Genomic DNA, 26,231 nt, shown 5'->3' on the forward strand with positions numbered 1-26,231 from the left:
GAAAAATTGACCGAAAAGCATTACCCGTGTCAGAAGAAGTTGATATATCGGGTGAGTATGTAGCGCCTACAAGTGAGCTGGAAAGAATATTAGTTGAAATTTGGAGTGAAATATTAGACATACCTATTACCCAGATAAGCACTAATGCTAACTTTTTTGAACTTGGAGGCCATTCTTTATTAATTATGAAGTTGATCACGAATCTTAACAAACTAGGTTATGAGTGTCAGGCACAAGCTATATTCAAGGCTATAAATTTACAGGCAATGGGTCGGCATCTAGAGTCGTCTACAAAATCGCAGTGTGAGTTCATTGTTCCTGATTATGTAATACCTAAAAATGTGGCAAGAATTACATCAGATATGCTACCTTTGATTGAGCTTGAGCAAAATAAACTTGATGAAATAATGGAAAAAGTATCTGGTGGTATTGCAAATGTTCAAGACATTTATCCATTGGCGCCACTGCAAGAGGGTGTGTTATTTATTCATACGATGAATGAACAACATGACCCTTATATTAGTACTATGGCTTTTGAGCTTTCAAATGAACAATTAGTGAAAAAATTATGTGAAAATCTTAATTTTATGATAGAACGACACGATGTTTTGAGAACGGCCATCTTATGGCGTGGTCGTCAACAAGCGTTACAATTAGTTCAGCGACACGCTCAGTTACCTGTAATTAAATTAGATTTGCGTGGCCCAGATTTAAAAACTGCTTTTGAAAATTATGTTACACAAGGGCCTCATGGATTTGATTTGGAAACGGCACCTTTGATCCAACTCGCCATTACTGAGGCGGATGAGCAGGGACATTACTTTGCATTACTAAAGTTTCATCATTTGATCACCGATCATGTCTCACTCGATATCCTTATGTCAGAATTAAGCGCGTCAGATACTGCATCGTTACCGAAACCACTGCCTTATCGTGAATTTATTGCACGTTCAATACATCAGACCGCGAATCTAAATGTGGCAGAATTCTTTACTGAAACACTCGGGGATGTTGATACGCCTACCTTGCCTTTTGAACTTGCTAAAGTGCTCGGGGATGGGAATGACATTACGCAATACAGTACCGAATTAACAGAGTCACAATCGCAACAAATTCGTACCTTATCAAAGCAGCATCAATGCAGTCCAGCGGTACTCTTTCATCTAGTGTGGGCTAAAGTTCTGAGTACCTGTTGTGGTCGTGATGATGTGGTATTTGGCACTGTCATGTCGGGTCGTATGAATGGTATGCCTGGCATAGAGCGTATGATGGGAATGCTAATAAATACCTTGCCTTTAAGACTGAAACTACATGATATTAAAGTGTCTGAAGCCATGAACATGGTGAATAATGCGCTTCAGGCACTGCTGCCTTATGAGCAAGTCTCATTGGCTGAAGCACAAAGTCATAGTGGGATAGAGGGTAATACGCCGCTGTTTAGCGCAATACTAAATTACCGTCATACCGCGCAAGACAAAGTAGACAGTACATCAGAAGTAGAAGAAGGAAATGCGACTTTACTCAGTACACGAGAGCGCACGAACTACCCGTTTGAACTTTCGGTTAATGATCGGGGGGAGGGAGATAGCTTTACACTTGATTTTCAGATTGACCGCAGTGTTGCAGCAGAGCAAATAGCCGCTTATGTACACACAACATTGGAGAGTGTGGTATCAGCGCTATTAAATGATGGAAGTCATACAATAAACACCTTACAAGTGCTACCAAAGATGGAATTAGAGCAGCAATTAGAGCAGTATCAAGCAGTGGAAGCCACGTATCCAAAAGCAGCTTGTATACATGAAGTTTTTGAACAAAGAGTGATAGAAACACCGGATGCTATTGCGTTGGTATGCGAAGAGCAGAGATTGAGTTATCGCGAAGTTAATGCAAGCGCCAATCAACTAGCACATTACCTGAGAGAGGCATATCAAGTAGATGCGAATACCTTAGTTGGATTATGTCTAGGGCGTTCAGTAGATATGTTGGTCGGTACGTTAGCGATTTTAAAAGCCGGAGGGGCTTACGTGCCATTGGACTCAAATTATCCTCAGTCACGTTTAGCATACATGTTAGAAGACACAGAGGTCACAGTGGTGTTGACTGAGCAGAGATTAGCGGAAGTATTAGCCTTTAGTCAAGTGCCATTGGTGTGTGTTGATAGCCTAGATATGGAATTGAAAGAACACAGTTGTGAAAATCTACCCAGAGCGATAGGGCAAACATCAGAGTCACTGGCTTATGTGATTTATACATCAGGTTCAACAGGTAAACCAAAAGGAGTGATGACACCACATAGGGCGGTAAATCGTTTAGTTCATACACCAAATTTTATGGAGTTAGATAGTAATACCGTATTTTTACAATGCGCTAACATTGCCTTTGATGCAGCGACATTGGAAATATGGGGACCGTTATTAAATGGCGGACGTTGTGTCTTGTACCCAGACGACTTTATTACTATTGAGCGATTAAATACGGTGATAACAGAGCAAAATGTCACCGCATTGTGGCTGACATCGGGGTTATTTACCGAATGGAGTAAAGGATGCCAGCCGAGTTTAGGATTGAAATATGTATTAGCAGGGGGTGACGTATTGAATCCTCAAGCGGTACAAACAGTGCAAGAAGCGTTACCAAGGGTTCAGATTATTAATGGTTATGGGCCGACAGAAAACACCACATTTACTTGTTGTTATCCTATCCCACGAGGTAGGGACTTATCAAAGGGAGTACCAATAGGATTAGGAGTGCAAGGAGACACAGTACTAATCTTATCAGCGCAGGGTAGTTTAATCCCAGCAGGGGGCATTGGTGAATTGTGTGTTGGAGGAGATGGCTTAGCATTAGGGTATCTGAATCAGCCGGAGATGACAGATAGTCGCTTTATAAGGAACCCTTATAGTGACGATTTAGGTTGCAAAGGAAAGGTGTATAAGACAGGCGATTTGGTGCGTTATGGCAAGGATGGGTTAATAGAGTATGTTGGGCGTGTTGACGATCAAATAAAAATCCGTGGGTTTAGAGTTGAACCTGGAGAAGTACAGCGACAGCTAGAGATTTTAGATGGCGTTGCACGCTCTTTAGTTATAGTGACGTCACAGGAAGAGCTTGGTAAGAAGTTGATCGCTTATGTTGAGTTAAAAGAAAGTGTTGATGAAAAAGATGAGCATACGAAAGCATTGAGTTTAAGTTCTGCTTTATCGGCTAAACTTCCTAGCTATATGGTTCCCGTAACATTTGTTTTTGTCTGCCAATGGCCTTTAACAGTCAATGGTAAGGTGGATAAAAAGGCATTACCAATACCTAGTTTGAATAATGTAAAAAACGACTATCTTGCTCCAAATAGTGAGATTGAATGTGCTCTTGTCGAAATTGTCGCGCGATTGGTTGGTTTGCCTTTTGAAAAAATAAGCATGTCGGACAATTTTTTTGATTTAGGTGGTCATTCATTAATGCTTATGAGGTTGCTAAGTGAGATAAAAGATAAATGGTATGTTCAATTGAATATTAGTGAAATGTTTGACTGTCAATATTTATCTGAACTTGCAGAACTATTGCTTTTAAAAACAAAGTTATTAGAGGCGTTTGATACTACTGACGTGGAAGATAGTGAAGAAGTCATAGAAATTTAAAGTGGCTAAAAGTAGCCTTTATATAACTAATCCGGTTAAGAAGTTAACTAGAGGTTTTTGAAGGTAAACTTTCAGTTGTATGTTTTATTTTCAAATAAAATAGTGCCTGTTATATGGTTAATTCCTATAGGTATGTATATAAAGACATAAAGATCAAGCATGTGCTACCGAAATATTGTTATTAAAGACAAATTTCATTTTGTATAGGCTTGATCGTGAGTTATTCACTGAAATTTGACTCACTTTTATGTAACTTATTTGTTTAAAAAAATTCAATCTAATATAACAAGATTTCTTTAGTACAAGGATATCATTCAGTGTTGAAGTTAATTTTATAGTGGTCTTATTTAAGAAAATTTATTTTTACTACTACTTGATACTGAATTAACTGGATTGAAATAAGTGGGTACAATTTTTAACAATTACAAACTTTTTTGTCTAACAAAGCTATGCTAATATTTTTGTATATATTCAGTTAAGACGGAAGTTTTTAAAGGTTATTATTATATTTTTATATTCGTATTCAAATAGTTAAGATTAAAATGGAAATCAATGGAGTTTATTATGAACAATGGAATTAGTAAGGAGATTGTGATGAGTAAAAGTAATAAAAAAATTGGTATAGTGATAGCCCTAGCAGCCGCATTAAGTGGATGTGGTGAAACTTCTGATGAGCTTGATGACAAATTAACACATAATGCAAAAATAACATTTATTAATTCACTGAATTATATGGCTGATTTCTATCTTGATAAGAGGAGTATAAGCACAGGTTATAGTGGTCTATTTGATAATGATAATGCAGTATCTCGTGACGTACCATTTAATGAAGTTGGAATTACTTACGGCTATAGTTACAAAGTAATTAATAATATGATTAATTTAGGTGTTAGAGACAGCATAAATGGTAATAATGAAGAGCGGATAACCACTACCTTGAGTAACGGGGATAATCTATGGGTTATTGCGTGGAAAGATTCGAATGACAGTACACTTTCTGTTATTAGTAAAAAGAAGAGTAATAACGCGGATGTATTTAATGTTCGTTTGTTTGCTAATGGTAATTATAACGTTTCAGTAGCTAATAGTAATGTATTGACCACTGAAAAAGGAAAAGTAACCGAATACCTAAAAATAAGCGATTGTGCAGAAGGGCTTAAAGTCGCAGACAAAGCAATTGATTTGTGTTCGGGGGATTTCGGTGCATCTTATTTACTGGTTGTTGATGCTAACGGAAAATTGGTTATGGCTGAAGAATAACTCTCTAAAATAATTAAATTACAGTAGCTAATTTTTTAGTTACTGACCGATTACAACAGTTCAGTTACCATCATGACAGGACTGTTGTAATAAAATAAATATTTACAGGTTCTATATTGATTTATTTGCGCGTGAGGTAGTTGGTTGGGCGATGTCATTATCACCAGATACTAATTTAACCTAAGCGGTAACTAATACGTTGATATCTATGTTAGTTAAATTAAGATGTGGCTTATTTTCTTTCAAACAATAAGCCATCAATCCAGCCGCTATATTCAACATAAAACAGTTCATATTCCGGTGTGTCTCGATTGTAAAGCGCTTTAAAAGCATTGCTCAATCTCATAATGACATCGCTTTTGCCTTCATATTTTGCGAACCGTCGTAATGAGCTTTACCCCTTTATCGAGTAAACCAGCTTCTAAGGGTTTACTAAATACCCTTTATCACCACCCAACTTATCGTTTAGACGACTCGCTAATTCACGCACCGACATTACCTGTTGTCACTACATTATAAAATAGTTGTTAAAGTCTGAATATGGTTTTAATTTATATTGCAGTGGAAGTATATTTATCGTCTGTCTTGCTATTTGAAATAGATATATTTTCCGAATCTATGATTGTATTAGCTACAAGTGAAACATATTCAAGAACATCAGGAAGGTTTTGATTGATAAAGAAGTGATCTCCGGATAACTGAATTAGTTCTGACTTCTGTTCAGATAGTTCATCCCAAGCGGCAGCTTGTTTAAGTTCTATACCAAAATCGTTTTTTCCATGTAATATTGATATCGGGAATGGCATAAGATTTCTATTTGCTCGATAGTTATCAGCAATTTTGAAATCAGCCCTCAGTAAAGGTGTTAACAAATTCATAAGCTCTAGATTTTTCAATATTTCAGTTGGTGTACCATTAAGCTTTTCTAGTTCTTTAATAAATTCATCTTGAGGAAGATCATAAATCTGATTTTTATCACAAGGTAAATGAGGAGCTCTACTGCCTGATGCAATAAAATGTTCTGGTAAAGGTAATCTGGCAGACTTTAATTGACATGTCAGTTCATAAGCAACTCTACTCCCCAGACTATGACCAAATAAAATATAACGGGTACTAGTTATATATGAACTTTGCAGCATTAATTCATCAATGAGATCGCTCATATTATCATGAGGGGTTTCTCCCATTCTAGAACCTCGACCTGGAGGTTGAACAAAAACTAATTCTATTTCGTCGCTAAAATGCTTAAGCCAAGGCATATAAGTCGTTGAAGAGCCTCCGGCAAAAGGGAAACAAAAAATACGAAGTTTCGGAGATGCAATGCGAATAGGAATAATAAAAATATTATTAGACATAAGTAGCCTTAAGTTAAAGTCCTTTTTATTTAAAATAACTAAAAGCCAGATATTTGTAAACACTTAAGTTGATATTGATTCGGATCGGCTTCTTGCTCTAAATTGACAAGCGAGTGGGTAGTATAATCATATAAAAAGTCCTTACTTCTTAGCACAACTATGGCAGCGTTGAATCGCAGGGTCGATTAACAAACTTTCGCTGTTAATTTTTTCTTCGCAGTCGCAACAGTACCCATATTGACCAATCTCTATTTGACTTACTGCCGCTTCAAGTTTAGTCATGCGACTAATTAAAAGCGCGTACTCAGGCCCTAGTTTTTCTGCTGCACAGTCAAGCCATTCATTACTAGCTGTTTTATTTAAAACAAGCATTAAATTTTTATGTACGGGATAGGTTGATTTAGCAAGCATAGCTAGTATGTTGGATTTTACTTGCGCTATTTCATTGTTTAGCATTTTTTGATGATGCATTATCAGTACAACCTTTTAAATTAGCTTTACGTAATACTGATATTATCGAATAGGTTTACCTAAGCGTTTTGATTTGAATCAAGTTGCGGTGCTTTGGCGTATTTATTTAATACGCTTGCCACATCCTCTTTACTTTTTAAACGCCTGATTTCATCAAATAGATCGATGGCTTGTGGGTATTGGCGTTTTAGGTAACCAAGCCATTGTTTGGTACGAGATGCGAAATATTTTTCATCTTTTGCAGGGTCTTGATGAATAGCAGAGTGGATCAAATGATAAATAATATGTTCCCACTGAAGGCCATCGTATTGTTCGTTATTTACATGTGCTTTAATTTTTCTTGCCAAATCTGGGTGCGAAAGGGCGCCGCGGCCAAGCATCAGATCGCTACAACCACTTCGCTTTTGGCAAAGCATTGCGTCTTCAACCTGCCAAATTTCACCATTGGCAACAACGGCAATATTTTTATCATTGATTATTGGTGGAATTTTTTCCCAATAAGCAGGCGGATTGTAACCATCGCGTTTAGTACGAGCATGTATCGCAATGCTGTTTGCTCCGGCACTCACGACTGCATCAACAATTTCTTGGCTGTTGCTGTCGTCATCAAATCCTAAGCGAATTTTTGCACTGACTTCATGCTCATCATCTACTGCATCTCGGACCGCTTTAATAATGGTGTACATATGGTCGGGATCTTTGAGTAGCACAGCACCGCCTCGACTACGATTAACTGTTTTTGCAGGGCAACCAAAGTTAAGATCGACGCCATGAGACCCTAAAGTAATTGCCTTCACCGCATTTTCGGCTAGAGGGTTTGCTTCTTGGCCAAGTAATTGAATACGAACAGGTGTTCCAGCTCGGGTAAAACCATTATTATGTAGTTCAGGACAATAGCGGTGAAAAACTTTGTCAGGTAAGCAGGTTTCAACCACTCTTACAAACTCGGTAACACACAAATCGAATCCGCCAATGTCAGTGAGTAATTGACGCATTTTAAAATCAACAACACCTTCCATAGGCGCTAAAACAAGTTTCATAAGGTGATTAATTTTGAGAAAAACCGGACGCATAGTTTACCTGTAAATCACACATTGATAAATCTGTAATTACCAACCATATTTAATGTGGTGATTGCAAAAGTAAAAATTTTTGAAAAGAAATGAAAGTTTTTATTCTTGTGCGGGTCTACTTAAGCATACAAGCAATTTAAAAATACATTTTTATTGCTGAGATTTACAATCCTTGATTAAAGAGAGTCATAAAATGAATACAGTTAAAAAAAATACAATCGCGTTAACTTTAGGTGCAGTAGTTGTTGGCTCTGCAAGTTTTGTATCTGCTGATGTACAAGCTAACCCATTTGAGTTTCAACAACTGGTGACAGGCTACCAACTAGATGCTGCTGAAGGTAAGTGCGGTGAAGGTAAATGTGGCGGCGACGCAAAAGGTAAAAAAGAAGGCAAATGCGGCGAAGGTAAATGCGGTGGCGACGCTAAAAAAGCTAAAAAAGAAGGTAAGTGCGGCGAAGGTAAATGTGGTGGCGACGCAAAAGGTAAAAAAGAAGGCAAGTGCGGCGAAGGTAAATGTGGCGGCGACGCAAAAGGTAAAAAAGAAGGCAAATGCGGCGAAGGTAAATGCGGTGGCGACGCTAAAAAAACTAAAAAAGAAGGTAAGTGCGGCGAAGGTAAGTGTGGTGGCCGTTAATATCTTATTCTAAATAAGTTATCCTAAAAGGGCCTTAAGGCCCTTTTTTGTTAAGTTAGAGGTAGTTATGACACAAACTAAAAATACAGCACTTGGAATGGTGGGGCTTGGCCTTCGACGAGAAATGCTTGATGAACTGCTTGAACACGTACCTAAGCAAGTCAATTTTTTAGAAGTTGCGCCAGAGAATTGGCTAAAACTAGGCGGGCGCTTTAAAAAACAATTTAAAACATTAACTGATGCAAATAATTTCGTATGTCATGGATTGTCACTGTCTATTGGCTCACCCGAGCCACTGGATGTTGAATTTGTTAAATCTTTAAAAGTTTTTTTTAAAGAGCACAATATAAAAATTTTTAGTGAGCATTTAAGTTACTGCTCTGGAACGGGTCATATGTATGATTTAATGCCTATTCCGTTTACACAAGATGCAATAGCACATGTTGTCCCTCGTATAAAACAAGTACAAGATATACTTGAGCAACAAATTGCGATAGAAAATGTTTCTTACTATGGCGCTCCTGGGCAGCAATTATCAGAGCTTGAATTTACGAATACCATTCTAGAACAAGCTGACTGTAAGCTTTTACTCGACGTAAACAATATTTATGTGAATTCGATTAATCATGGCTATAACGCACAAGCGTTTTTAACGGGCTTACCTTCTGAACGTATTGCTTACGGACACGTTGCAGGGCATTACAATGAGGCCGATGACTTAATCGTTGATACACATGGCGCAGATGTGGTTGATCCTGTTTGGGAATTACTTGATAAAGCGTACGAAGTACATGGCGTATTTCCAACCTTGCTTGAACGTGATTTTAATATTCCTACTATGAATGTGTTGGTTAAAGAGTTAGATATAATTCATAAGCTGCAAGCTAAATACCTTAATTTAACTGTTTCAAAACAACGAGCTTAATATAAGCCTTTATAAATATTGAAAAGAGTGCCTGACTATGAGCTTTATTGAAGTACAAAACGAATTTATGGCGCATATTCGCGAACCTAAAAAAAATAACAAGCCCAGTGATATTGAAGATAGACGCATGGCTATTTATCGCGACCTGTTTTTTAATAATATTGAAGGCTTTGTTTCATCAGGTTTTCCAGTATTAAAAACCTTATATACCGATACACAATGGCAGGCCCTCGTACGCCAGTTTTTTAGTGAGTATGATTGTCACTCGCCGTACTTTTTAGATATAGCAGGGGAGTTTATAAATTACTTATCAAGTGATTATAAAATGAAAAAACACGACCCCGTGTTTATGCTAGAACTTGCACATTATGAATGGGTAGAGCTTGATGTATCTATCGCACACGAAGATGAGCAAGCGCTAAAATTACAAAAAACAGCAATAACCTCCTCTGCTTTATATTTATCGGGGCTGGCAAGGAATTTAAGTTATCAATTTCCAGTTCAAAATATCAGCAATCACTTTAAACCAGAAGCGCCATCAGCGCAGCCTAATTATTTTGTTGTATATAGAGATGAAGATGATGATGTACAATTTTTAGCAACAAATGCGATGACGGCTTTGTTACTGTCAATTATAGAGGCAAGTGATGGCGCGACATTTAACGACGTTTGCCAACAGGTATTAGCTCACGCACCACAATTTAATGCAGAACAAATTGCTCAAGGTGCATTAGTTACCCTCAATGCAATGGTTGAACGCGGTGTCATTGTGACAAAAAATCAAGATTAAGGTCTTTATTGATAATTTTACATCGTTTATTATGGCGGCCTTATTTGCCGTGCTTAATAAAAGGTTGTACCAATGTCAGATGATAAAGACTTTAAAGATCCGTTCAATGCTACTTATTTTCTAGCATTTTTAGCTGTATTTGCAGGGATTGGTTGTTTAAATGCAATTTTAGGTTGGATCACTAGCTTAACTTAAAATACATAGCGTTAATTAAGGCTGTTATTTACTGCAGCCTTGAACCACTTTTATTAATCTTTCCCTCTAAACTCTTAAAACCTCTTTTATAATAACGCCAAACTCGCAATTAAAGGTTAGTTAAGGTTATAATCACCTGCTTTGTAATATAAACCATTGAGCAGTTAAAATTATGACTCAAGTAACACCAGCAATTATCAAAAACAGCATCACTACAATTGCTGATTATCCAAAAGCGGGCATTATGTTTCGCGATGTAACCACTTTAATGGCTAATCCAGAAGCCTTTAAAGCCACTATTGACGCTTTTATCGCTGAATATAAAGATCAAGGTTTTACGAAAATAATTGGCACAGAATCACGAGGCTTTATTTTTGGTGCACCGTTATCTTACGCGCTAGGCATTCCTTTTATTCCTGTACGTAAACCAGGTAAATTACCACGTGAAGTTATTCGTCAAGACTACTTGCTAGAATACGGTGAAGATACGTTAGAGCTTCATGTCGATGCGATTGTACCTGGCGATAAAGTATTATTAGTGGATGACTTGTTAGCAACAGGTGGCACAATCGAAGCCACAGCTAAATTAGTTCAAAAACTAGGTGGCGAAGCGACAGATGCTGCATTTGTTGTATCACTACCAGAACTGGGTGGCGAGCAACGCATCAAAAAAATGGGTATTAAAATCCTAAAATTGGTTGAATTCGAAGGCGAGTAATCGATGAGTTATCAGGTTCTAGCGAGAAAATGGCGTCCTCAAACCTTTCATGAATTGGTTGGGCAGTCTCATGTTAAGCAAGCGCTTGTAAATGCGCTTACACAAAATAGACTGCATCACGCTTATTTATTCACTGGAACCCGCGGTGTAGGTAAAACCACCATTGCACGTATTTTTGCGAAAAGCTTAAATTGCGATGAAGGTATATCTGCAAATCCATGTGGCCAATGTAGCAGCTGCTTAGATATAGAAGCAGGGCGTTACATTGACTTACTCGAAATAGATGCAGCTTCTCGTACCAAAGTAGAAGACACCCGCGAAATACTTGATAACGTTCAATATGCGCCAACGCGTGGACGTTATAAAGTATACCTGATCGATGAAGTTCACATGCTCTCAAAGCACAGCTTTAATGCGCTTTTAAAAACGCTTGAAGAGCCACCAGAGCATGTGAAATTTTTATTAGCGACGACCGATCCACAAAAATTACCTGTCACTATTTTATCTCGCTGTTTGCAATTTAACTTAAATGCGTTATCGCAAAGTGAAATTAAAACACAGCTTGAACACGTACTTACTCAAGAACAGCTCAGCTATGATAATGATGCACTTAGTATTATTGCAAAAGCCGCTGACGGCAGTATGCGTGATGCACTGAGCTTAACCGATCAAGCGATTGCGCAAACAAATGGTGATATTAATAATCAAGCAGTACAAACAATGCTTGGTTTGATGGATACACATTACAGCCAAAGCTTATTAGCTGCATTACTTGCCCAAGATGGCACAGCTTTAATGAGCGAAATTGCACATGTCGCGAGCAGAAATCCAAATTATATTGCCTTACTTGATGATTTAATTGCGCTCACACATTTAACTCAACTCACTCAATTAGTGCCACAGGCAGCAGAGCTTGATGAAACGAATGCTGATTACATAACGCACGTTGCGCAGCACACAAGTCCACAACAAATACAAATTTTTTACCAATTACTTTTAAATGGTAAAAAAGATTTACAATGGGCACCAGAACCTCGTTTAGGTTTTGAAATGCTTATGCTGAGGTTGCTTGCATTTGAGCCAGTTGCTGCAAACAATCAAGCGCCAACGGCTGACCCAGTACAAAACAAACCAAGTAAAGCGAATGCGTTACGCGATATATTAAATAAAAATAAACCAGCGCAAAGTAATACACAGCCTGTTTTGCAAGATCAAAATACAGCCCTAGTCAGTAATACCGAACAACATAAAACGGTTGAACCTGAAAAACAGCCACAAGCGAACACCAAACTGGCTACTGGTAATGTAGTTGATAACCAGATACGAGTCTCAGATCCGAATAAGTCAGCGCCACTTCAAACTGATTCAATACATAGTGAACACGTAGATCAACAAGTGCCGGGCCATTCGACTGAAGTAATCACTGACGTTCAAACACAACGTCAAAGTGAAGATGAAGCGTACATGCAACACAGTGATGTAGAGCAAACGTTAGCGGCGCAGTTTGATGATGTAATGAGCAGTGCGGTTGATCAAGGGTTTAATCCACAAAACACGATCCCTGATAATCAACATAGTCATTTGCCAGAGCACTCAACAGATATTGAGCAAAACATTCCTGAGCCGCAATCAGACTTACAAAACCAGCAGCAACAAGCTGAGAATGCTTCGATTGTTGAACGTGAGGCAAAAGCGCAATCCGCTATTGCGCGCATATTGCGTGATCGTAATATATCAGGCTCAGGAAAGCTTTCTGGGACAAACTTAAATACGGCAAAGGCAAGTTCATCAAACGTATCTAACAGCACTGTTACTAGCAGTAATCATAATGTTGGTGAAGCATCAAAAGATAAAAATACAGTGGCTCAGACAAATGAGCAGTTAAATAACGCGGTATCAATAACGACTGACTCAGTATATGCACAGTCAGACAATCCGCCGCCTTGGGCTACTGATACAGCAGGTGAGAATGAAAAAAAGTCACAGCTCCTAGTAACAGGGAGCCACATACCGGCTGATAATCAAGGTGCTGCAAAGCCTGAAAAGATCGATTTTAAAACTAAGCATCAAACAATTACTGAAAACTTAGCACCAGAGCTGCTTGAGCAAATAAACCCTCAAAAGGCACCTGAAGTTGCAGCAGAAGAAGTAAGTATTCCAGTACCTGACGATTTTCATAGCCCAATTAGTGAAATTAGATTTGCGCATCAACAAGATGAGTGGGCCTATTTAATAAAACGTATGGGATTGGGTGGTCGAATGCGCCAATTTGCATTGCATTCAATCTTTACCAAGCAAGGTAATAGTTTACATATAGACGTTGATGAATCACAAAAGCATTTAGATACACCTATGCTTCGCCAACGACTAGATGCGGCACTGTCGAGTATTTATGAGCATAACGTGTCATTAAGTATTAATTTTGCTAAAGGGGTGATCGACTCTCCTTATCTTATCCAGCAAAAAATTGATGCAGGTCGTCATCAACAAGCAATCGATGTGATCACATCTGACGAAAACATAGTACAATTCCAGCAGGTATTTAGCGCCGAAATTGATGAAAATAGTATTCAGGCATTGTAATTACTTACAATCGCCCTTATGTTCATGTTAATTAATGTATTAAAAGAAAGAGAGAAAGCTATGTTTAAAGGTGGAATGGGCAACATGATGAAGCAGGCGCAGCAAATGCAAGATCGCATGCAAAAAGCCCAAGAAGAAATTGCCACACTAGAAGTTGTTGGTGAAGCTGGTGCTGGTCTAGTTAAAGTAACTATGCTTGGTAATCACAATGTTCGTCGTGTTCAGCTTGATGAGAGCTTAATGGAAGACGACAAAGACATGATTGAAGACTTACTTGCTGCTGCGTGTAATGATGCTGTCCGCCGTGTTGCAGAAGAAACACAAGAGCGCATGGGTAAAGTAACTGGCGGTATGCAATTACCACCAGGTATGAAAATGCCGTTTTAAGTAAATAATGCAACTTTCAGATAGTTTAAATCAGCTTATTGAGGCATTGCGCTGCCAACCAGGCATTGGCCCAAAGTCAGCGCAACGTATTGCTTTTCACTTGCTAGAGCGCGACCGAAAAGGGGGCACTCAGCTTGGTAATGCATTGACTAAAGCAATGACAGCCGTAGGGCATTGTCAGTCTTGTCGTACTTTTTGCGAACAAGCTCAATGCGATATTTGTTTAAGCACAAAGCGTCAAGACAGCGGGATATTATGCGTTGTTGAATCGCCTACGGATGTGCTTGCCATCGAGCAAACTGGCCAATATTTAGGTTTGTACTTTGTACTCATGGGTCATTTATCGCCTATAGATGGCATAGGTCCTAAAGAAATTGGCTTAGACGTTTTAGAGCAAAAACTTGCTCTGGGCGGTATTAATGAGGTGATTTTAGCGACTAATCCTACCGTTGAAGGTGAAACTACAGCGCATTATATTGCGCAGCTTTGTCATAAGTATAAAGTAGGTGCTTCGCGCATTGCTCATGGCATTCCTGTGGGAGGTGAACTTGATTTAGTGGACGGCAGAACGCTTATGCATGCTTTTAGCGGCAGGCGTGCTGTTACTCAAGACTAACTCAAAGTTACTATTTGAAACATATTATAAAAGCCTACATGATTAAATTATGTAGGCTTTTTTGTTTTTAAGGTAAGCTTAGAAGCAGTGTAATATGTTTTGAGCTATGTCTCTAATTAGTAAGGAATACAATGAAGAATAATCAATCCTATCAAAGCGGATTACTGAGTAGTAAGCGTTTTTTACCGCTTTTTATTACGCAGTTTTTCTCAGCGATAAACGATAATGTGTATAAGCAATCGGTGCTTATTTTATTGATATTTCAGGCCGCAACGCTTGCTGATGGGGCATTGTATTCAAATATTGCTGCGGGGCTATTTATTCTACCTTTCTTTTTATTTTCAGGGATGGCAGGACAGCTCGCAGAAAAAACAGAAAAGTCTAAGCTCATTAGAATCGTAAAGTTGTTTGAAATTCCTATTATGATTGTAGGTGCTGTCTCAATTTTAACGCAATACGTGTGGCTTATGTTAGCCACAGTATTTTTAATGGGTGTGCAAAGTACGTTTTTTGGGCCATTAAAATACTCTATTTTACCTCAGCACGTTGCACCTAGCGAATTAACAAAAGCGAATGCCTTGGTTGAGTCGGGCACGTTCGTAGCAATACTGATCGGTACAATTTTTGGCACCTACTACATTACTCAATCGCTAGGTCCTACGGCTATAAGTATTGCGGTATTAGTGCTGGCTGTTATGGGTTATGTAAGCAGTCGTTTTATACCCGTTAGTGAGGCGAACGAGCCGAACTTAAAATTTACCTATAATATATTTTCATCCACAAAAAACGTATTTACAGCACTTAATTCGCAAACAGAATCGGTTGGTAAGTCAGTGCTTGGGATCAGTTGGTTTTGGTTAATTGGCGCCATCATTTTAACGTCCCTACCAAATTATGTAAAACACGTAATGGGCGGCGATGAATTGGTGGTAACCAGTGCACTGGTTGTATTTTCATTGAGTATTGCTATTGGTTCATTACTGTGTGAAAAGTTATCTCGCTCTCGTATTGAGCTAGGCATTGTGCCCTTTGGCGCTATTTTAATTACCTTGTTTTTATATTTACTGAGCCAAGAGCCCGCTATCAGTACCTATACACCTCAACATACTGAATTATTAACGCTCGCACAGGTATTAAAAACAGGCGATATGGTGTGGCATTTCATATGGATGGCAGGCATAGGCATTGGCGCCGGTTTTTACACTGTACCGCTATATGCGCTTATTCAACAACGGACTGAAGAAGCGAGTCGATCACGAGTTATAGCGGCTAACAATGTATTAAATGCCTTGTTTATGGTGGGCAGTGCTGTTTTAAGTATTGTCACGTTGTCTGTTTTTCAGTGGAGTATTTCAGAGCTATTGCTGTTACTTGCGGGGCTAAATTTACTTATTTCTGTTTATATTTATACCAAAGTACCTGAATTCTTTTTACGCTTTGTTATTTATATTTTGGCCATTTGTATGTACCGCGTAAGAACAAAAGGCGAAGCTAACATTCCTAATGAAGGTGCCGCTGTTATTGTGTGCAACCACGTCAGTTTTGTTGATTGGATGTTTATTTTGGCAGCGTCACCAAGGCCTATTCGGTTTATGGTATTTGCGCCTATTTATTATTCGCCAGCTCTACATTGGTTATTTAAAATGGCTAAAGCTATTCCCATTGATAGTGAAAAAACGAACCCAGAGGCGTTTAAAAAAGCGTTTGATGAAGTGGCTTCTGCGCTTGAAAAAGGCGAGCTTGTTGGTATTTTCCCCGAAGGGAAGCTGACTAGTGACGGCTCAATCGATATTTTCCGTCGTGGAATAGAGCGTATTATTGCACGCTCTCCTGTGCCCGTTGTCCCTGTGCATTTAGGGGGCTTGTGGGGGAGTATGTTTAGCCGTAAAGCTAAGTGGCAATTACCGCGATTAAAATGGTCTTTGGTGTCGGTTGCAGTAGGTGGCCCGATTGCAGCTGACAAAGTAGTAGCAGACGATTTACGTGAGCATGTTTTAGCTTTGAAAGCGCTTCACTCTAAAGGTGTTGATTAATTTAATGACTAGCCCAATATTAGATACACCTTCAGAACCACATATTATTGTTGATGATTTTGTAGCGCCTAAATGCGCTGGGTTTATTGAAATATTATATCAAGATGACGATATTTTACTGATCAATAAACCCAGTGGGTTATTGAGTTTGTCGGGCAAAAATCCGCTTAATTGGGATTCAGTGCATTATCGTTTAGTGAATGGCCAAAAAGGGTTAACAGCCGCTTTTTCTGAGGCTAAGTTACCGCATCGTTTAGATTTGGGTACATCGGGCATTATGATTGTTGGATTAAACGCCGAAGCATCAAAGCATCTTAATAAACAGTTTCAGGCACGCACTATTCAAAAGCGTTATGTAGCGATGCTAGAGGGTAGCTTGGCTGTTAGTGAGGGACAAATAACTGCGCCAATAGCAAAAGATAGGCTGCTCTTTCCGCGAGTTAAAATTTGCCAAGCAACAGGTAAAACAGCAATAAGTGAATATAAAGTGCTTGAGAGACTAAAGCACCCGTGCAGAACCTTAGTGCAATTTACGCCTGTTACTGGACGTACCCATCAATTGAGAATACACAGCCAGTTTATAGGTCATCCTATTTTAGGCTGTGATTTATATAAAAGTGAGCAAAGTGAACACATGGCAGGGCGCTTACAATTACATGCCAGCGATTTATATTTTGAGCACCCAACAAGCGGTGAAAAAATACATATTAATTGTCCGCATCCGTTTTAAATAATTTTACTGTTCTTTGTTTTCGTTTTACCTTTTTTAAATTTTTCCCTTGAAGTTCTAACACCTCACCCCATATTAAGTGCATAACGCAGACACTTTGCAAATTGGAGATATATAAATGACTACAGCACAAAAAGAAACATTAGGCTTTCAAACAGAAGTAAAACAATTATTAAACTTAATGATTCACTCTCTTTATTCTAATAAAGAAATCTTTTTACGTGAGCTTGTGTCAAATTCATCAGACGCAGCAGACAAGTTACGCTTTTTAGCGCTATCTCAGGGCGATCTTTATCAAGGTGACGCTGATTTACGTGTGCGTATTAGCGCAAATAAAGAAGCAAATACAATTACCATTTCTGATAATGGTATTGGTATGACACGCGATGAAGTAATTAGCTCATTGGGTACAATTGCAAAGTCGGGTACTGCTGAGTTTTTCAAAAACTTAACAGGGGATCAAAGTAAAGATTCACAGCTGATTGGCCAATTTGGTGTTGGTTTTTACTCAGCATTTATAGTTGCCGATTTAGTAACTGTTCGTACACGTAAAGCGGGTGAAACAACGGCGTACGAGTGGGAATCTCAAGGTGAAGGCGAATACACACTTCAAGAAATTGAAAAAGAAGGCCGTGGTACCGACATTATTTTACATCTTCGTGATGAAGAAAAAGAATTTGCTGACGATTACCGCTTACGTGGCATTGTTACTAAATACTCAGACCATATTTCAACACCTGTACAAATGTTTAAAGCAGAAGTACCAGAGTCTGAAGGCGAAGACGGCGAAAAAATTCCAGCAGTACCAGGTGAGTGGGAAAGCATTAACCGTGCAACTGCATTGTGGACGCGTGATAAGTCAGAGCTTTCTGATGAAGAATACAAAGAGTTTTACAAGCACGTAAGCCACGACTGGGAAGATCCACTTAGTTGGGCGCATAATAAGGTAGAAGGTAAAACGGAATACACCAGCCTTTTATACATCCCTAAAAAAGCACCTTTCGATTTATGGAACCGTGAACGTCAAAGTGGCTTAAAGCTTTACGTACAACGTGTATTTGTAATGGATGATGCTGAGCAGTTTATGCCAAGCTACCTTCGCTTTGTAAAAGGTTTACTAGATTCAAACGATTTACCGCTAAACGTATCGCGTGAAATTCTACAAGACAACAAAGTAACGCAAGCTATTCGTAAAGGGTGTACATCGCGCATTATTAAAATGCTTGAGCGTATGGCTAAAAACAAAGCTGACGATTACCAAGTATTTTGGAATGAGTTTGGCCAAGTAATGAAAGAAGGCCCAGCTGAAGATGCGGCAAATAAAGAAGCCGTATGTAAGCTACTACGCTTTTCGTCTACGCATACTGATTCAGAAACGCAAGATGTGTCGCTTGAGCAATACGTTGAGCGCATGAACGAAGGCCAAGACAAAATTTACTATGTAGTAGCTGATACATTTACTTCTGCGAAAAATTCTCCTCATTTAGAGATTTTCCGCAAAAAAGGCATTGAAGTATTACTACTAAGTGACCGTGTTGACGAGTGGATGATGAGCCACTTAACTGAATTTGCTGATAAGCAATTACAGTCAATCACACGTGGTGATCTAGATTTAGGTAAGCTTGACGACGAAGAAACTAAAAAAGCACAAGAAGAGTCTGAAAAAGAGATGGCTGGGCTTGTTGAACGCATTAAAACAGCACTCGGTGACGACGTTAAAGAAGTGCGCTTTACGCACCGTCTAACAGATTCTCCAGCATGTGTTGTAAGCGACGACAACGACATGAGCTCACAAATGCAAAAGCTAATGGAGTCTGTGGGCCAAGCAGCACCAGAAGCAAAACCTGTGTTTGAGCTAAATCCAGATCACCAACTTGTTAAGCATTTAAATGACGAGCAAGACGAAGATAAGTTTGCACAGTGGTCACATGTTTTATTAGACCAAGCATTACTTGCAGAGCGCGGTACACTTAAAGATCCAACCGGATTTGTTACTCGCTTAAACAAACTGATGCTAGAACTAAGCAAGTAATCAGTTAACTATTTATTTAGTTAATAAAAGTATAAATTATATACTTTAAATAAAAGGGAACGTGTGTTCCCTTTTTTAATGCGCTGTAAATGCATCAACAACTCATCAATTAGTATAAGTTACTTGAGTATCGGCGGCGCTTGTGGAAGAATTCAGGCTTTAAAATAAATATCCATACTAGGGGACAATAATATGCGCATTATTCTTTTGGGCGCGCCGGGTGCAGGTAAAGGTACTCAAGCTCAGTTTTTAATGGACAAATACGGTATTCCACAAATCTCTACTGGCGATATGTTACGTGCAGCAATTAAAGAAGGCACACCATTAGGCTTAGAAGCAAAAAAAGTGATGGATGCTGGTCAACTAATTTCTGACGATATTATTATTGGTTTAGTAAAAGAGCGTATTACTAAAGCTGATTGTGAGAAAGGCTTTTTACTTGATGGCTTCCCACGCACAATTCCTCAAGCCGATGCAATGAAAGAAAATGGCGTAGTGGTTGATCACGTTATTGAATTTGACGTAGCTGATGAAGTGATTGTTGAACGTATGGGCGGACGTCGTGTTCACCCTGGTTCTGGTCGTGTTTACCACATTGTTTATAATCCACCAAAAGTGGAAGGTAAAGACAACGAAACTGGGGATGACTTAATTGTTCGTGCTGACGATACTGAAGAAACAGTACGTAAACGTTTAGGTATTTACCACGAACAAACGATGCCATTAGTTGATTATTACCAAGCAGAAGCGGCTGCTGGTAACACTCAATACCATAAACTAGATGGTACACAAGCTGTTGAAGCGGTTAGTTCACAACTTGGTGAGCTTTTAGGTTAGATTTAAAAGCATAATAAAAAACCGCCAATTGGCGGTTTTTTGTTTTAAAGCTATTTAGCATTGCTTAATCGGCATTACAGCGTTTTAAGTTTTTCGAGTACGCTATTGTACTCAGGTTCAGTTGAAAGACTGCTAACCAATTGTTTATAAATGATGTTATGACTTCTATCTAAAATAAGTACAGAGCGTGTTAATAACCCCATATCTTTGATAATCAATCCGTATTTTTGGCCGAAATCGCGCCAAACAGAATCAGATAGTGCTGTTATTTTATCTATGTTTTCTGTTTTACAAAATCGCTTTTGCGCAAAAGGTAAATCTGCACTAATAGTTAACATAGCAACGGCTGGAAATTGCGCGGCTACTTTTTCGTTAAAATGTCTTGTTTGCAGGCTACAAATGCCGGTATCAAGGCTTGGCACCACACTAATTAAAATAGCTTGGTCTTTATAATCGTCGAGTGTTACAGGGGTGAAATTTCCATCCACTACTTTAAAATTAGGTGCTGTGTCGCCAACAGATACACCTTTACCAAGTAATGTGACAGGTTTACCTTGGGCAGATACCTTTCCCGCATCTAGTTTGTTTTCTAATATAGGGGTTGCATTTGTGAAGGAGCTAAAAATACTAAGGATAAAAAATAATGCACGAAACATAGGTAATTCTCTTTTAAATTAACCAAATAAACTACAGTGTATTATACTGCTAATTGCTAACCAAGGAATTATATACTGGTAAAACATTTAAACTGAAATAAAATTAAAATGTTTTAATTGCAAGGTAATACCAAACTGCATAAATCTTTGATCAATTTAACGAATTAAATTGCACTGTAACGTCGTTAAAAATTTTTTATTTAGAACAACTAGATACAAAAATTTTTGCCTAGTTCTAGCGTAATTTTCTTAACGTTAAATAGACCCCATATATAAGCAGATTGGTATAATTAGTAGAAAAGAATTGGATATAAATTTAGCAGTTAAGAAATAGAGAGATTATATGTCAACATCGGTACTAATATGTGATGATTCAAAATTAGCAAGGCGTCAATTAGCACGATCTTTGCCAGATGATTGGGATATCAAAGTTGAGTTTGCGATTAATGGTGTTGACTGCATTAAGCAAATAGAATTAATTCAACCTGAAATCCTTTTTCTCGATTTAAATATGCCAGAAATGGATGGCTATGAAGTTTTAATAGCCATGAAAGAGCAAGGGCTTAATATATTAACCGTGGTCGTGTCTGGCGATATTCAGCCAAGCGCGCATCAACGAGTGATTGAGCTTGGTGCAATTGATTTCATTCAAAAGCCTTGCTCGGCAGAAAAGCTAGCCGAGATTATAGAGCATCATGGCATTAAAGATAAAGCCATGCGCGAACGCCTTTCTCATTCATTAGGAGAACAAGTAGACCCTGATGTTCGTGATATATATCAAGAGCTAACTAATGTTGCAATGGGTCAAGCGGGTGATTTACTTGCACGTCTTCTCAATGTATTCGTTAAGTTGCCTATTCCCAACGTTAATATATTAGAGGTAAGCGAGTTAGATATGGCGCTGCGCTCTATTGACAACAATGCCTCTACTTCGGGTGTTTGCCAAGGGTTTATAGGTGGTGGCGTATCCGGTGAAGCATTATTGTTATTAAATGACTCCAGCTTTAAAGAAATCGCCTCTTTAATGAATTACGATGGTGAACTTAACGACAAAGTTGAACTTGAGTTACTTATGGATATAAGTAATATCCTCATTGGGGCAATTTTAACAGGCCTTTCAAAACAACTCGATATGTCATTTAGCCAAGGGCACCCTATAGTTCTTGGTCAGCACCGAGATGTCTCTGAGTTGGTAAAAGCTAATAAGTCACGCTGGCAGCGCACACTTGCTATTGAGATTAGCTACGGCATAGAAAATCACGATATAAATTGTGATCTTATGCTGCTATTTACTGAAGATTCACTTAAAACTTTGAAGTTCAAAGTTGCTTACCTATTAGAAGACTAAGTTATGGCCGCTGATTTAGATATGAATGAGATCCATTGGTTAATGGATATGTTTAACACCGTTGATGTAGGCCTTGTGGTGCTCGATAGAGATTATAAGGTATGCGTATGGAATGGTTTTATGGAAAACCATTCAGGATTGTTACCAAGTGCGGTAAAGCACAAAGATTTATTTGATTTATTTCCAGCAATTGACGAAAAATGGTTTAGAAGTAAGTCAGAATCAGTATTTGTATTAAAAAATCGCTCATTTACTATTTGGGAGCAGCAGCCTTATATATTTCGCTTTAAAAATTATCGCCCAATAACAGGCAAAGCTGAATACATGTATCAAAATGCGACATTTATACCGCTGACCAATATAAGAGCAGAGGTGAGTCACATTTGTATTATTCTTTATGATGTTACGGATATTGCAGTAAATAAAAAAGAATTAGAAGATTTGAACAAAAAGCTTGAGCAAATGAGTCAAGTTGATAATTTAACACAGTTAACAAACCGAGGTCATTGGGAGGATTTGTTAAAGCAAGAATACCTGCGTACAAAACGCAACGAAGGCTGTAGCGCTTTATTGATGTTTGATATTGATCACTTTAAAAAAGTGAATGACAAATATGGACACAGTGGTGGGGATGAGGCTTTGCGCCATATTGCTAAGCTATTGCGCTCAGCACTGCGTGAAACGGATATAGCAGGGCGCTACGGTGGTGAAGAGTTTGTAGTAACCTTGCTTGATACAGATAAAGAAGGCTCAGTTGTATTTGCTGAACGTTTAAGGCAATTGATTGAATCATCTCCTGCTTTACATAAAAATCTCGAGATTAGGATGACGGTAAGTATTGGTTTGGCATGTTTTAATCATGAATTTAAGGATCATGAACGTTGGATTGAGGCGGCAGATAAAGCACTTTATTCTTCAAAAGAGGGTGGCCGTAATAGAGTAACTTCTTTCGATGATATAAAAAATGACCTCTAAGTGTCATTTTTTATATCAATTAATTGTTATTTCAATGAGGTGCTAAAATAAGTAAGTCAATTTTTAGTAAACGCCTTATTTTTTGCTGTTTTTGCTATAAGTTTTGCCTATTCTATTGAGCTGGTCAGTACGAGGAGTTTTTTATGATCCATTATATTCACTCTGTTGTGTGACGAGAGTCATCTATTGGGCATTGACTAATAGTTGATACTTCACCAGAGTATGACTCCTGTTCGAGTTTTACTTTAAAGCCCCACAGTCTGTAAAGGTGTTTTAGTACCTCCTCGTGTGAGTTTGCTAAAGGGACGCTGTTATGTGGGATGTAACGTAACGTAAGCGATCTATCGCCTCTAATATCAACATCATACACTTGAATGTTCGGCTCATGATTACTCAAATTATACTGCGCTGAGAGTGCTTCTCTAACGACTTGATAGCCATTGTCGTTATGTATTGCACCAACTTCTAAGTGTGGGTTATTTGCATGATCGACGATAGTAAATAATTTAAAATCGCGTATTAATTTGGGCGATAGGAATTGGCTAATAAAACTCTCATCCTTAAAGTTTTCCATTGCAAAGTGCAGGGTATCTAGCCAGTTACTACCTGCATACTCAGGAAACCAGCGTTTATCTTCTTCAGTTGGGTGTTCACATATTCTGCGAATATCAACCATCATATTAAAACCCAAAGCATATGGGTTAATGCCTGAATAATACTTGCTGTTATAAGGGGGCTGGTACACTACATTAGTATGGCTTTGTAAAAACTCTAACATGAATGAGTCAGTCAGCTTACCCTCATCATATAAATGATTAAGGATAGTATAGTGCCAAAATGTAGCCCAACCTTCGTTCATAACCTGAGTTTGTTTTTGCGGATAAAAGTATTGTGAAATTTTACGTACAATACGTATAATTTCACGTTGCCAAGAATCGAGTAATGGGGCGTTTTTTTCAATAAAATATAAAATATTTTCTTGTGGTTCTTCTGGAAAGTGGCGTGTTTTCTTTTTTGTTTCTTGTTGTTGTTCAGGAATGGTTCGCCATAACTCGTTTACCTGCGATTGTAGGTATTCTTCTCGTTCATGTTGACGTTTTTGTTCTTCAAATAGCGATATTTGTTGTGGGCGCTTATAGCGATCAACACCATAATTCATGAGTGCATGGCAAGAGTCCAATAAGGTTTCTACTTGAGTTATACCGTGTTTTTCCTCGCAGCGACTTATGTAATTTTTAGCGAATAAAAGATAGTCTATTATTGAGCTTGCATCAGTCCATGTTTTAAATAAATAATTACCTTTGAAAAATGAATTATGCCCATAACAGGCATGCGCCATTACAAGCGCTTGCATAGGAAGCGTATTTTCTTCCATTAAGTACGCAATACAAGGGTCTGAATTGATCACTATTTCGTAAGCGAGACCCATTTGTCCGCGCTTATAGTTTTGCTCTGTTTGTATGAATTTTTTACCATACGACCAGTGGCTATATCCTATAGGCATGCCAACGCTCGAGTAAGCATCCATCATTTGCTCGGCTGTGATCACTTCAATTTGATTAGGGTAAGTATCTAATTTGTAGTGGGCTGCAACGCGAGCTATCTCACCTTGGTACTCATTTAATAAATCAAAGGTCCAATCTGGGCCATCACTCATTCGTTTGTCGTTCATAGTGCACCTCGCTTTAGGCTATGCAGGGCCTTGCTGTTGACGACCTTTTTTGAATAGCTTTCTAAATATAGGATAAATGTCTTCTACTTCTTTAATATGCTGTATAGCGAAATTGCTATGGCTGTGTGTTATGTCTTCATATTCGCGCCATAAGCTTTGATGGGCACGTGTGGTAATTTCTATATAAGCAAAATACCGTACTGCATCTAAAAGTTTATTACGTAAAATCTGCCCACATTGCGGCGTATCGTCAGCCCAATTATCGCCATCAGAGGCCTGCGCTGCGTATACATTCCACTCATCCGCGTGGTAGCGCTTTTTAATTATTTCGTCCATTAACTTAAGGGCGCTTGAAACAATCGTACCGCCCGTTTCTTGAGAGTAGAAAAACTCCTGCTCATCTACTTCTTTTGCTTGTGTGTGATGGCGAATATAAACCACTTCAATGTCTTTGTAACTTCGTGTTAAAAATTGATAAAGCAAGATGTAAAAGCGTTTTGCCATATCTTTTGTCGCCTGATCCATTGAGCCAGACACATCCATAATACAAAACATCACTGCTTTGCTGGTGGGGTGAGGGCGTTTTTCATAATTACGAAAGCGTAAATCGTAATTATCAATAAACGGGACTGATTTAATTTGTACTTTTAATGTCTCAATTTCTTTTTTTAGTAAGGCGATTGCAGCTTTATCGCTGTGAGACTCAACAAGAAGCATAGCTAGTTGCGCTTCAAGCTCAACTAAGCGACGTTTTTTACCCGCACTCATGGCAACACGACGTGCAAGTGAGCCTTGTAGTGAACGAACTATATCGATATTACTTGGCATTCCATCGCTACAAAATCCAGCGCGATGGGTTTTCATTTGCACTAATTTATCGAGTTGATTTTCTTGCAAGTTAGGTAATTCTAGGTCTTCAAATAGCAAGTCAAGGTATTCATCTTTTGATATAGAGAACACAAACTCGTCTTGCCCTTCGCCTGTATCACTTGCTTCGCCTTCTCCAGCGCCGCCACCTTGTCCGCCTTTTGGGCGTTCAATTTTATCACCCGTAGAAAACTGATCGTTACCAGGGTGAATCTGCTCTCTATTTCCTCCTTTTCCCTGATGAAATGTGGGCTCGCTGATATCTCGCTGTGGAATAGAAATACTCTCACCAGAGCTAGAATCAGTAACGCTGCGTTTGTTTATAGCATCCGATACAGCTTCTTTAATTTGCTTTTTATAGCGCCTAATAAAGCGCTGACGATTAAGCGTGCTTTTATTTTTGCCGTTTAAACGCCTATCTATAAAGTGCGCCATAATG

The 26,231-nt window shown here is 38.5% G+C and carries 22 protein-coding genes and 1 pseudogene; 16 read left to right on the plus strand and 7 right to left on the minus strand.

Annotation, left to right across the window (positions count from 1 at the left end; genetic code table 11):
- Positions 1-3,635, plus strand: a 3,635-nt coding sequence (locus tag PALI_RS05600) for a non-ribosomal peptide synthetase (RefSeq protein ID WP_193155192.1), incomplete at its 5' end; no start/stop codon positions are given.
- A gap of 594 nt (positions 3,636-4,229) precedes the next feature.
- Positions 4,230-4,895, plus strand: a complete 666-nt coding sequence (locus PALI_RS05605) for a hypothetical protein (RefSeq protein WP_077537672.1) — start codon at positions 4,230-4,232, stop codon at positions 4,893-4,895.
- A 180-nt stretch (positions 4,896-5,075) separates the two neighbouring features.
- On the opposite strand, the pseudogene PALI_RS20390 reads toward PALI_RS05605, so the two are convergent.
- From PALI_RS20390 to PALI_RS05620, 4 genes and pseudogenes are all read right to left on the minus strand, one after another.
- A pseudogene (locus PALI_RS20390) lies at positions 5,076-5,385 on the minus strand (transposase); the annotation flags it as partial.
- A gap of 61 nt (positions 5,386-5,446) precedes the next feature.
- Positions 5,447-6,250, minus strand: a complete 804-nt coding sequence (locus PALI_RS05610; protein ID WP_193155194.1) for a thioesterase II family protein — start codon at positions 6,248-6,250, stop codon at positions 5,447-5,449.
- A gap of 141 nt (positions 6,251-6,391) precedes the next feature.
- Entirely contained in the window at positions 6,392-6,721 is a 330-nt protein-coding gene (locus tag PALI_RS05615) for a TraR/DksA C4-type zinc finger protein (RefSeq protein ID WP_077537674.1), read from the minus strand.
- A 59-nt stretch (positions 6,722-6,780) separates the two neighbouring features.
- Positions 6,781-7,761 (minus strand): tRNA-dihydrouridine synthase, encoded by a 981-nt coding sequence (locus PALI_RS05620; RefSeq protein WP_138584808.1) that lies wholly within the window; start codon positions 7,759-7,761, stop codon positions 6,781-6,783.
- Between the two features lie 226 nt (positions 7,762-7,987).
- Between PALI_RS05620 and PALI_RS05625 the strand changes: the two genes are divergently transcribed.
- The 12 genes from PALI_RS05625 to adk all read left to right on the plus strand — a co-directional run bounded on the left by PALI_RS05625 (position 7,988) and on the right by adk (position 20,274).
- Positions 7,988-8,428, plus strand: a complete 441-nt coding sequence (locus PALI_RS05625; RefSeq protein WP_077537675.1) for an HvfA family oxazolone/thioamide-modified RiPP metallophore — start codon at positions 7,988-7,990, stop codon at positions 8,426-8,428.
- 67 nt (positions 8,429-8,495) lie between these two features.
- Positions 8,496-9,353, plus strand: coding sequence for an HvfB family MNIO-type RiPP peptide maturase (locus tag PALI_RS05630; protein ID WP_226894501.1), 858 nt, complete (start codon positions 8,496-8,498; stop codon positions 9,351-9,353).
- Positions 9,354-9,390: 37 nt separating this feature from the next.
- Positions 9,391-10,143, plus strand: coding sequence for an HvfC family RiPP maturation protein (locus tag PALI_RS05635; protein WP_182702141.1), 753 nt, complete (start codon positions 9,391-9,393; stop codon positions 10,141-10,143).
- A 72-nt stretch (positions 10,144-10,215) separates the two neighbouring features.
- On the plus strand, positions 10,216-10,338 hold the full coding sequence (locus tag PALI_RS20235) for a hypothetical protein (RefSeq protein ID WP_002962301.1): 123 nt from the start codon (positions 10,216-10,218) through the stop codon (positions 10,336-10,338).
- Positions 10,339-10,510: 172 nt separating this feature from the next.
- Positions 10,511-11,056, plus strand: coding sequence for an adenine phosphoribosyltransferase (apt, locus tag PALI_RS05640; RefSeq protein WP_077537678.1), 546 nt, complete (start codon positions 10,511-10,513; stop codon positions 11,054-11,056).
- Between the two features lie 3 nt (positions 11,057-11,059).
- Positions 11,060-13,639: a DNA polymerase III subunit gamma/tau gene (dnaX, locus tag PALI_RS05645; protein WP_193155196.1), complete on the plus strand. Its 2,580-nt coding sequence runs from the start codon at positions 11,060-11,062 to the stop codon at positions 13,637-13,639.
- A gap of 60 nt (positions 13,640-13,699) precedes the next feature.
- The gene (locus PALI_RS05650) at positions 13,700-14,026 is read left to right on the plus strand and encodes a YbaB/EbfC family nucleoid-associated protein (RefSeq protein ID WP_077539006.1); all 327 of its coding nucleotides are present in this window, start codon (positions 13,700-13,702) and stop codon (positions 14,024-14,026) included.
- A 7-nt stretch (positions 14,027-14,033) separates the two neighbouring features.
- Positions 14,034-14,642 (plus strand): recombination mediator RecR, encoded by a 609-nt coding sequence (recR, locus tag PALI_RS05655; RefSeq protein ID WP_193155197.1) that lies wholly within the window; start codon positions 14,034-14,036, stop codon positions 14,640-14,642.
- 131 nt (positions 14,643-14,773) lie between these two features.
- Positions 14,774-16,675: an MFS transporter gene (locus PALI_RS05660; RefSeq protein WP_193155199.1), complete on the plus strand. Its 1,902-nt coding sequence runs from the start codon at positions 14,774-14,776 to the stop codon at positions 16,673-16,675.
- Positions 16,676-16,679: 4 nt separating this feature from the next.
- Entirely contained in the window at positions 16,680-17,405 is a 726-nt protein-coding gene (locus tag PALI_RS05665) for an RluA family pseudouridine synthase (RefSeq protein ID WP_193155200.1), read from the plus strand.
- Between the two features lie 118 nt (positions 17,406-17,523).
- The gene (gene htpG, locus PALI_RS05670) at positions 17,524-19,437 is read left to right on the plus strand and encodes a molecular chaperone HtpG (RefSeq protein WP_193155202.1); all 1,914 of its coding nucleotides are present in this window, start codon (positions 17,524-17,526) and stop codon (positions 19,435-19,437) included.
- A gap of 192 nt (positions 19,438-19,629) precedes the next feature.
- Positions 19,630-20,274 carry an adenylate kinase gene (gene adk, locus PALI_RS05675; protein ID WP_007584076.1) on the plus strand — a complete coding sequence of 215 codons (645 nt, stop codon included), beginning with the start codon at positions 19,630-19,632 and terminating at the stop codon, positions 20,272-20,274.
- A gap of 74 nt (positions 20,275-20,348) precedes the next feature.
- On the opposite strand, the gene tpx is transcribed toward adk, so the two are convergent.
- Positions 20,349-20,930, minus strand: coding sequence for a thiol peroxidase (gene tpx, locus PALI_RS05680; RefSeq protein WP_193155204.1), 582 nt, complete (start codon positions 20,928-20,930; stop codon positions 20,349-20,351).
- A 343-nt stretch (positions 20,931-21,273) separates the two neighbouring features.
- Between tpx and PALI_RS05685 the strand changes: the two genes are divergently transcribed.
- Together PALI_RS05685 and PALI_RS05690 are read left to right on the plus strand one after the other, a co-directional pair.
- Positions 21,274-22,278, plus strand: a complete 1,005-nt coding sequence (locus PALI_RS05685; RefSeq protein WP_077537690.1) for a response regulator — start codon at positions 21,274-21,276, stop codon at positions 22,276-22,278.
- Between the two features lie 3 nt (positions 22,279-22,281).
- Complete coding sequence (locus PALI_RS05690; protein ID WP_138584175.1) at positions 22,282-23,253, plus strand: sensor domain-containing diguanylate cyclase; 972 nt, start codon at positions 22,282-22,284, stop codon at positions 23,251-23,253.
- Positions 23,254-23,410: 157 nt separating this feature from the next.
- Here the strand turns inward: PALI_RS05690 and PALI_RS05695 are convergent, their stop codons facing one another.
- Both PALI_RS05695 and PALI_RS05700 read right to left on the minus strand, forming a co-directional pair.
- The gene (locus PALI_RS05695) at positions 23,411-24,925 is read right to left on the minus strand and encodes a SpoVR family protein (RefSeq protein ID WP_193155205.1); all 1,515 of its coding nucleotides are present in this window, start codon (positions 24,923-24,925) and stop codon (positions 23,411-23,413) included.
- An 18-nt stretch (positions 24,926-24,943) separates the two neighbouring features.
- Positions 24,944-26,227: a YeaH/YhbH family protein gene (locus tag PALI_RS05700; RefSeq protein WP_138584177.1), complete on the minus strand. Its 1,284-nt coding sequence runs from the start codon at positions 26,225-26,227 to the stop codon at positions 24,944-24,946.
- Positions 26,228-26,231: the final 4 nt, after the last annotated feature.

Origin of the sequence: Pseudoalteromonas aliena SW19 (genome assembly GCF_014905615.1) — a bacterium.
Lineage (GTDB): Bacteria > Pseudomonadota > Gammaproteobacteria > Enterobacterales > Alteromonadaceae > Pseudoalteromonas > Pseudoalteromonas aliena.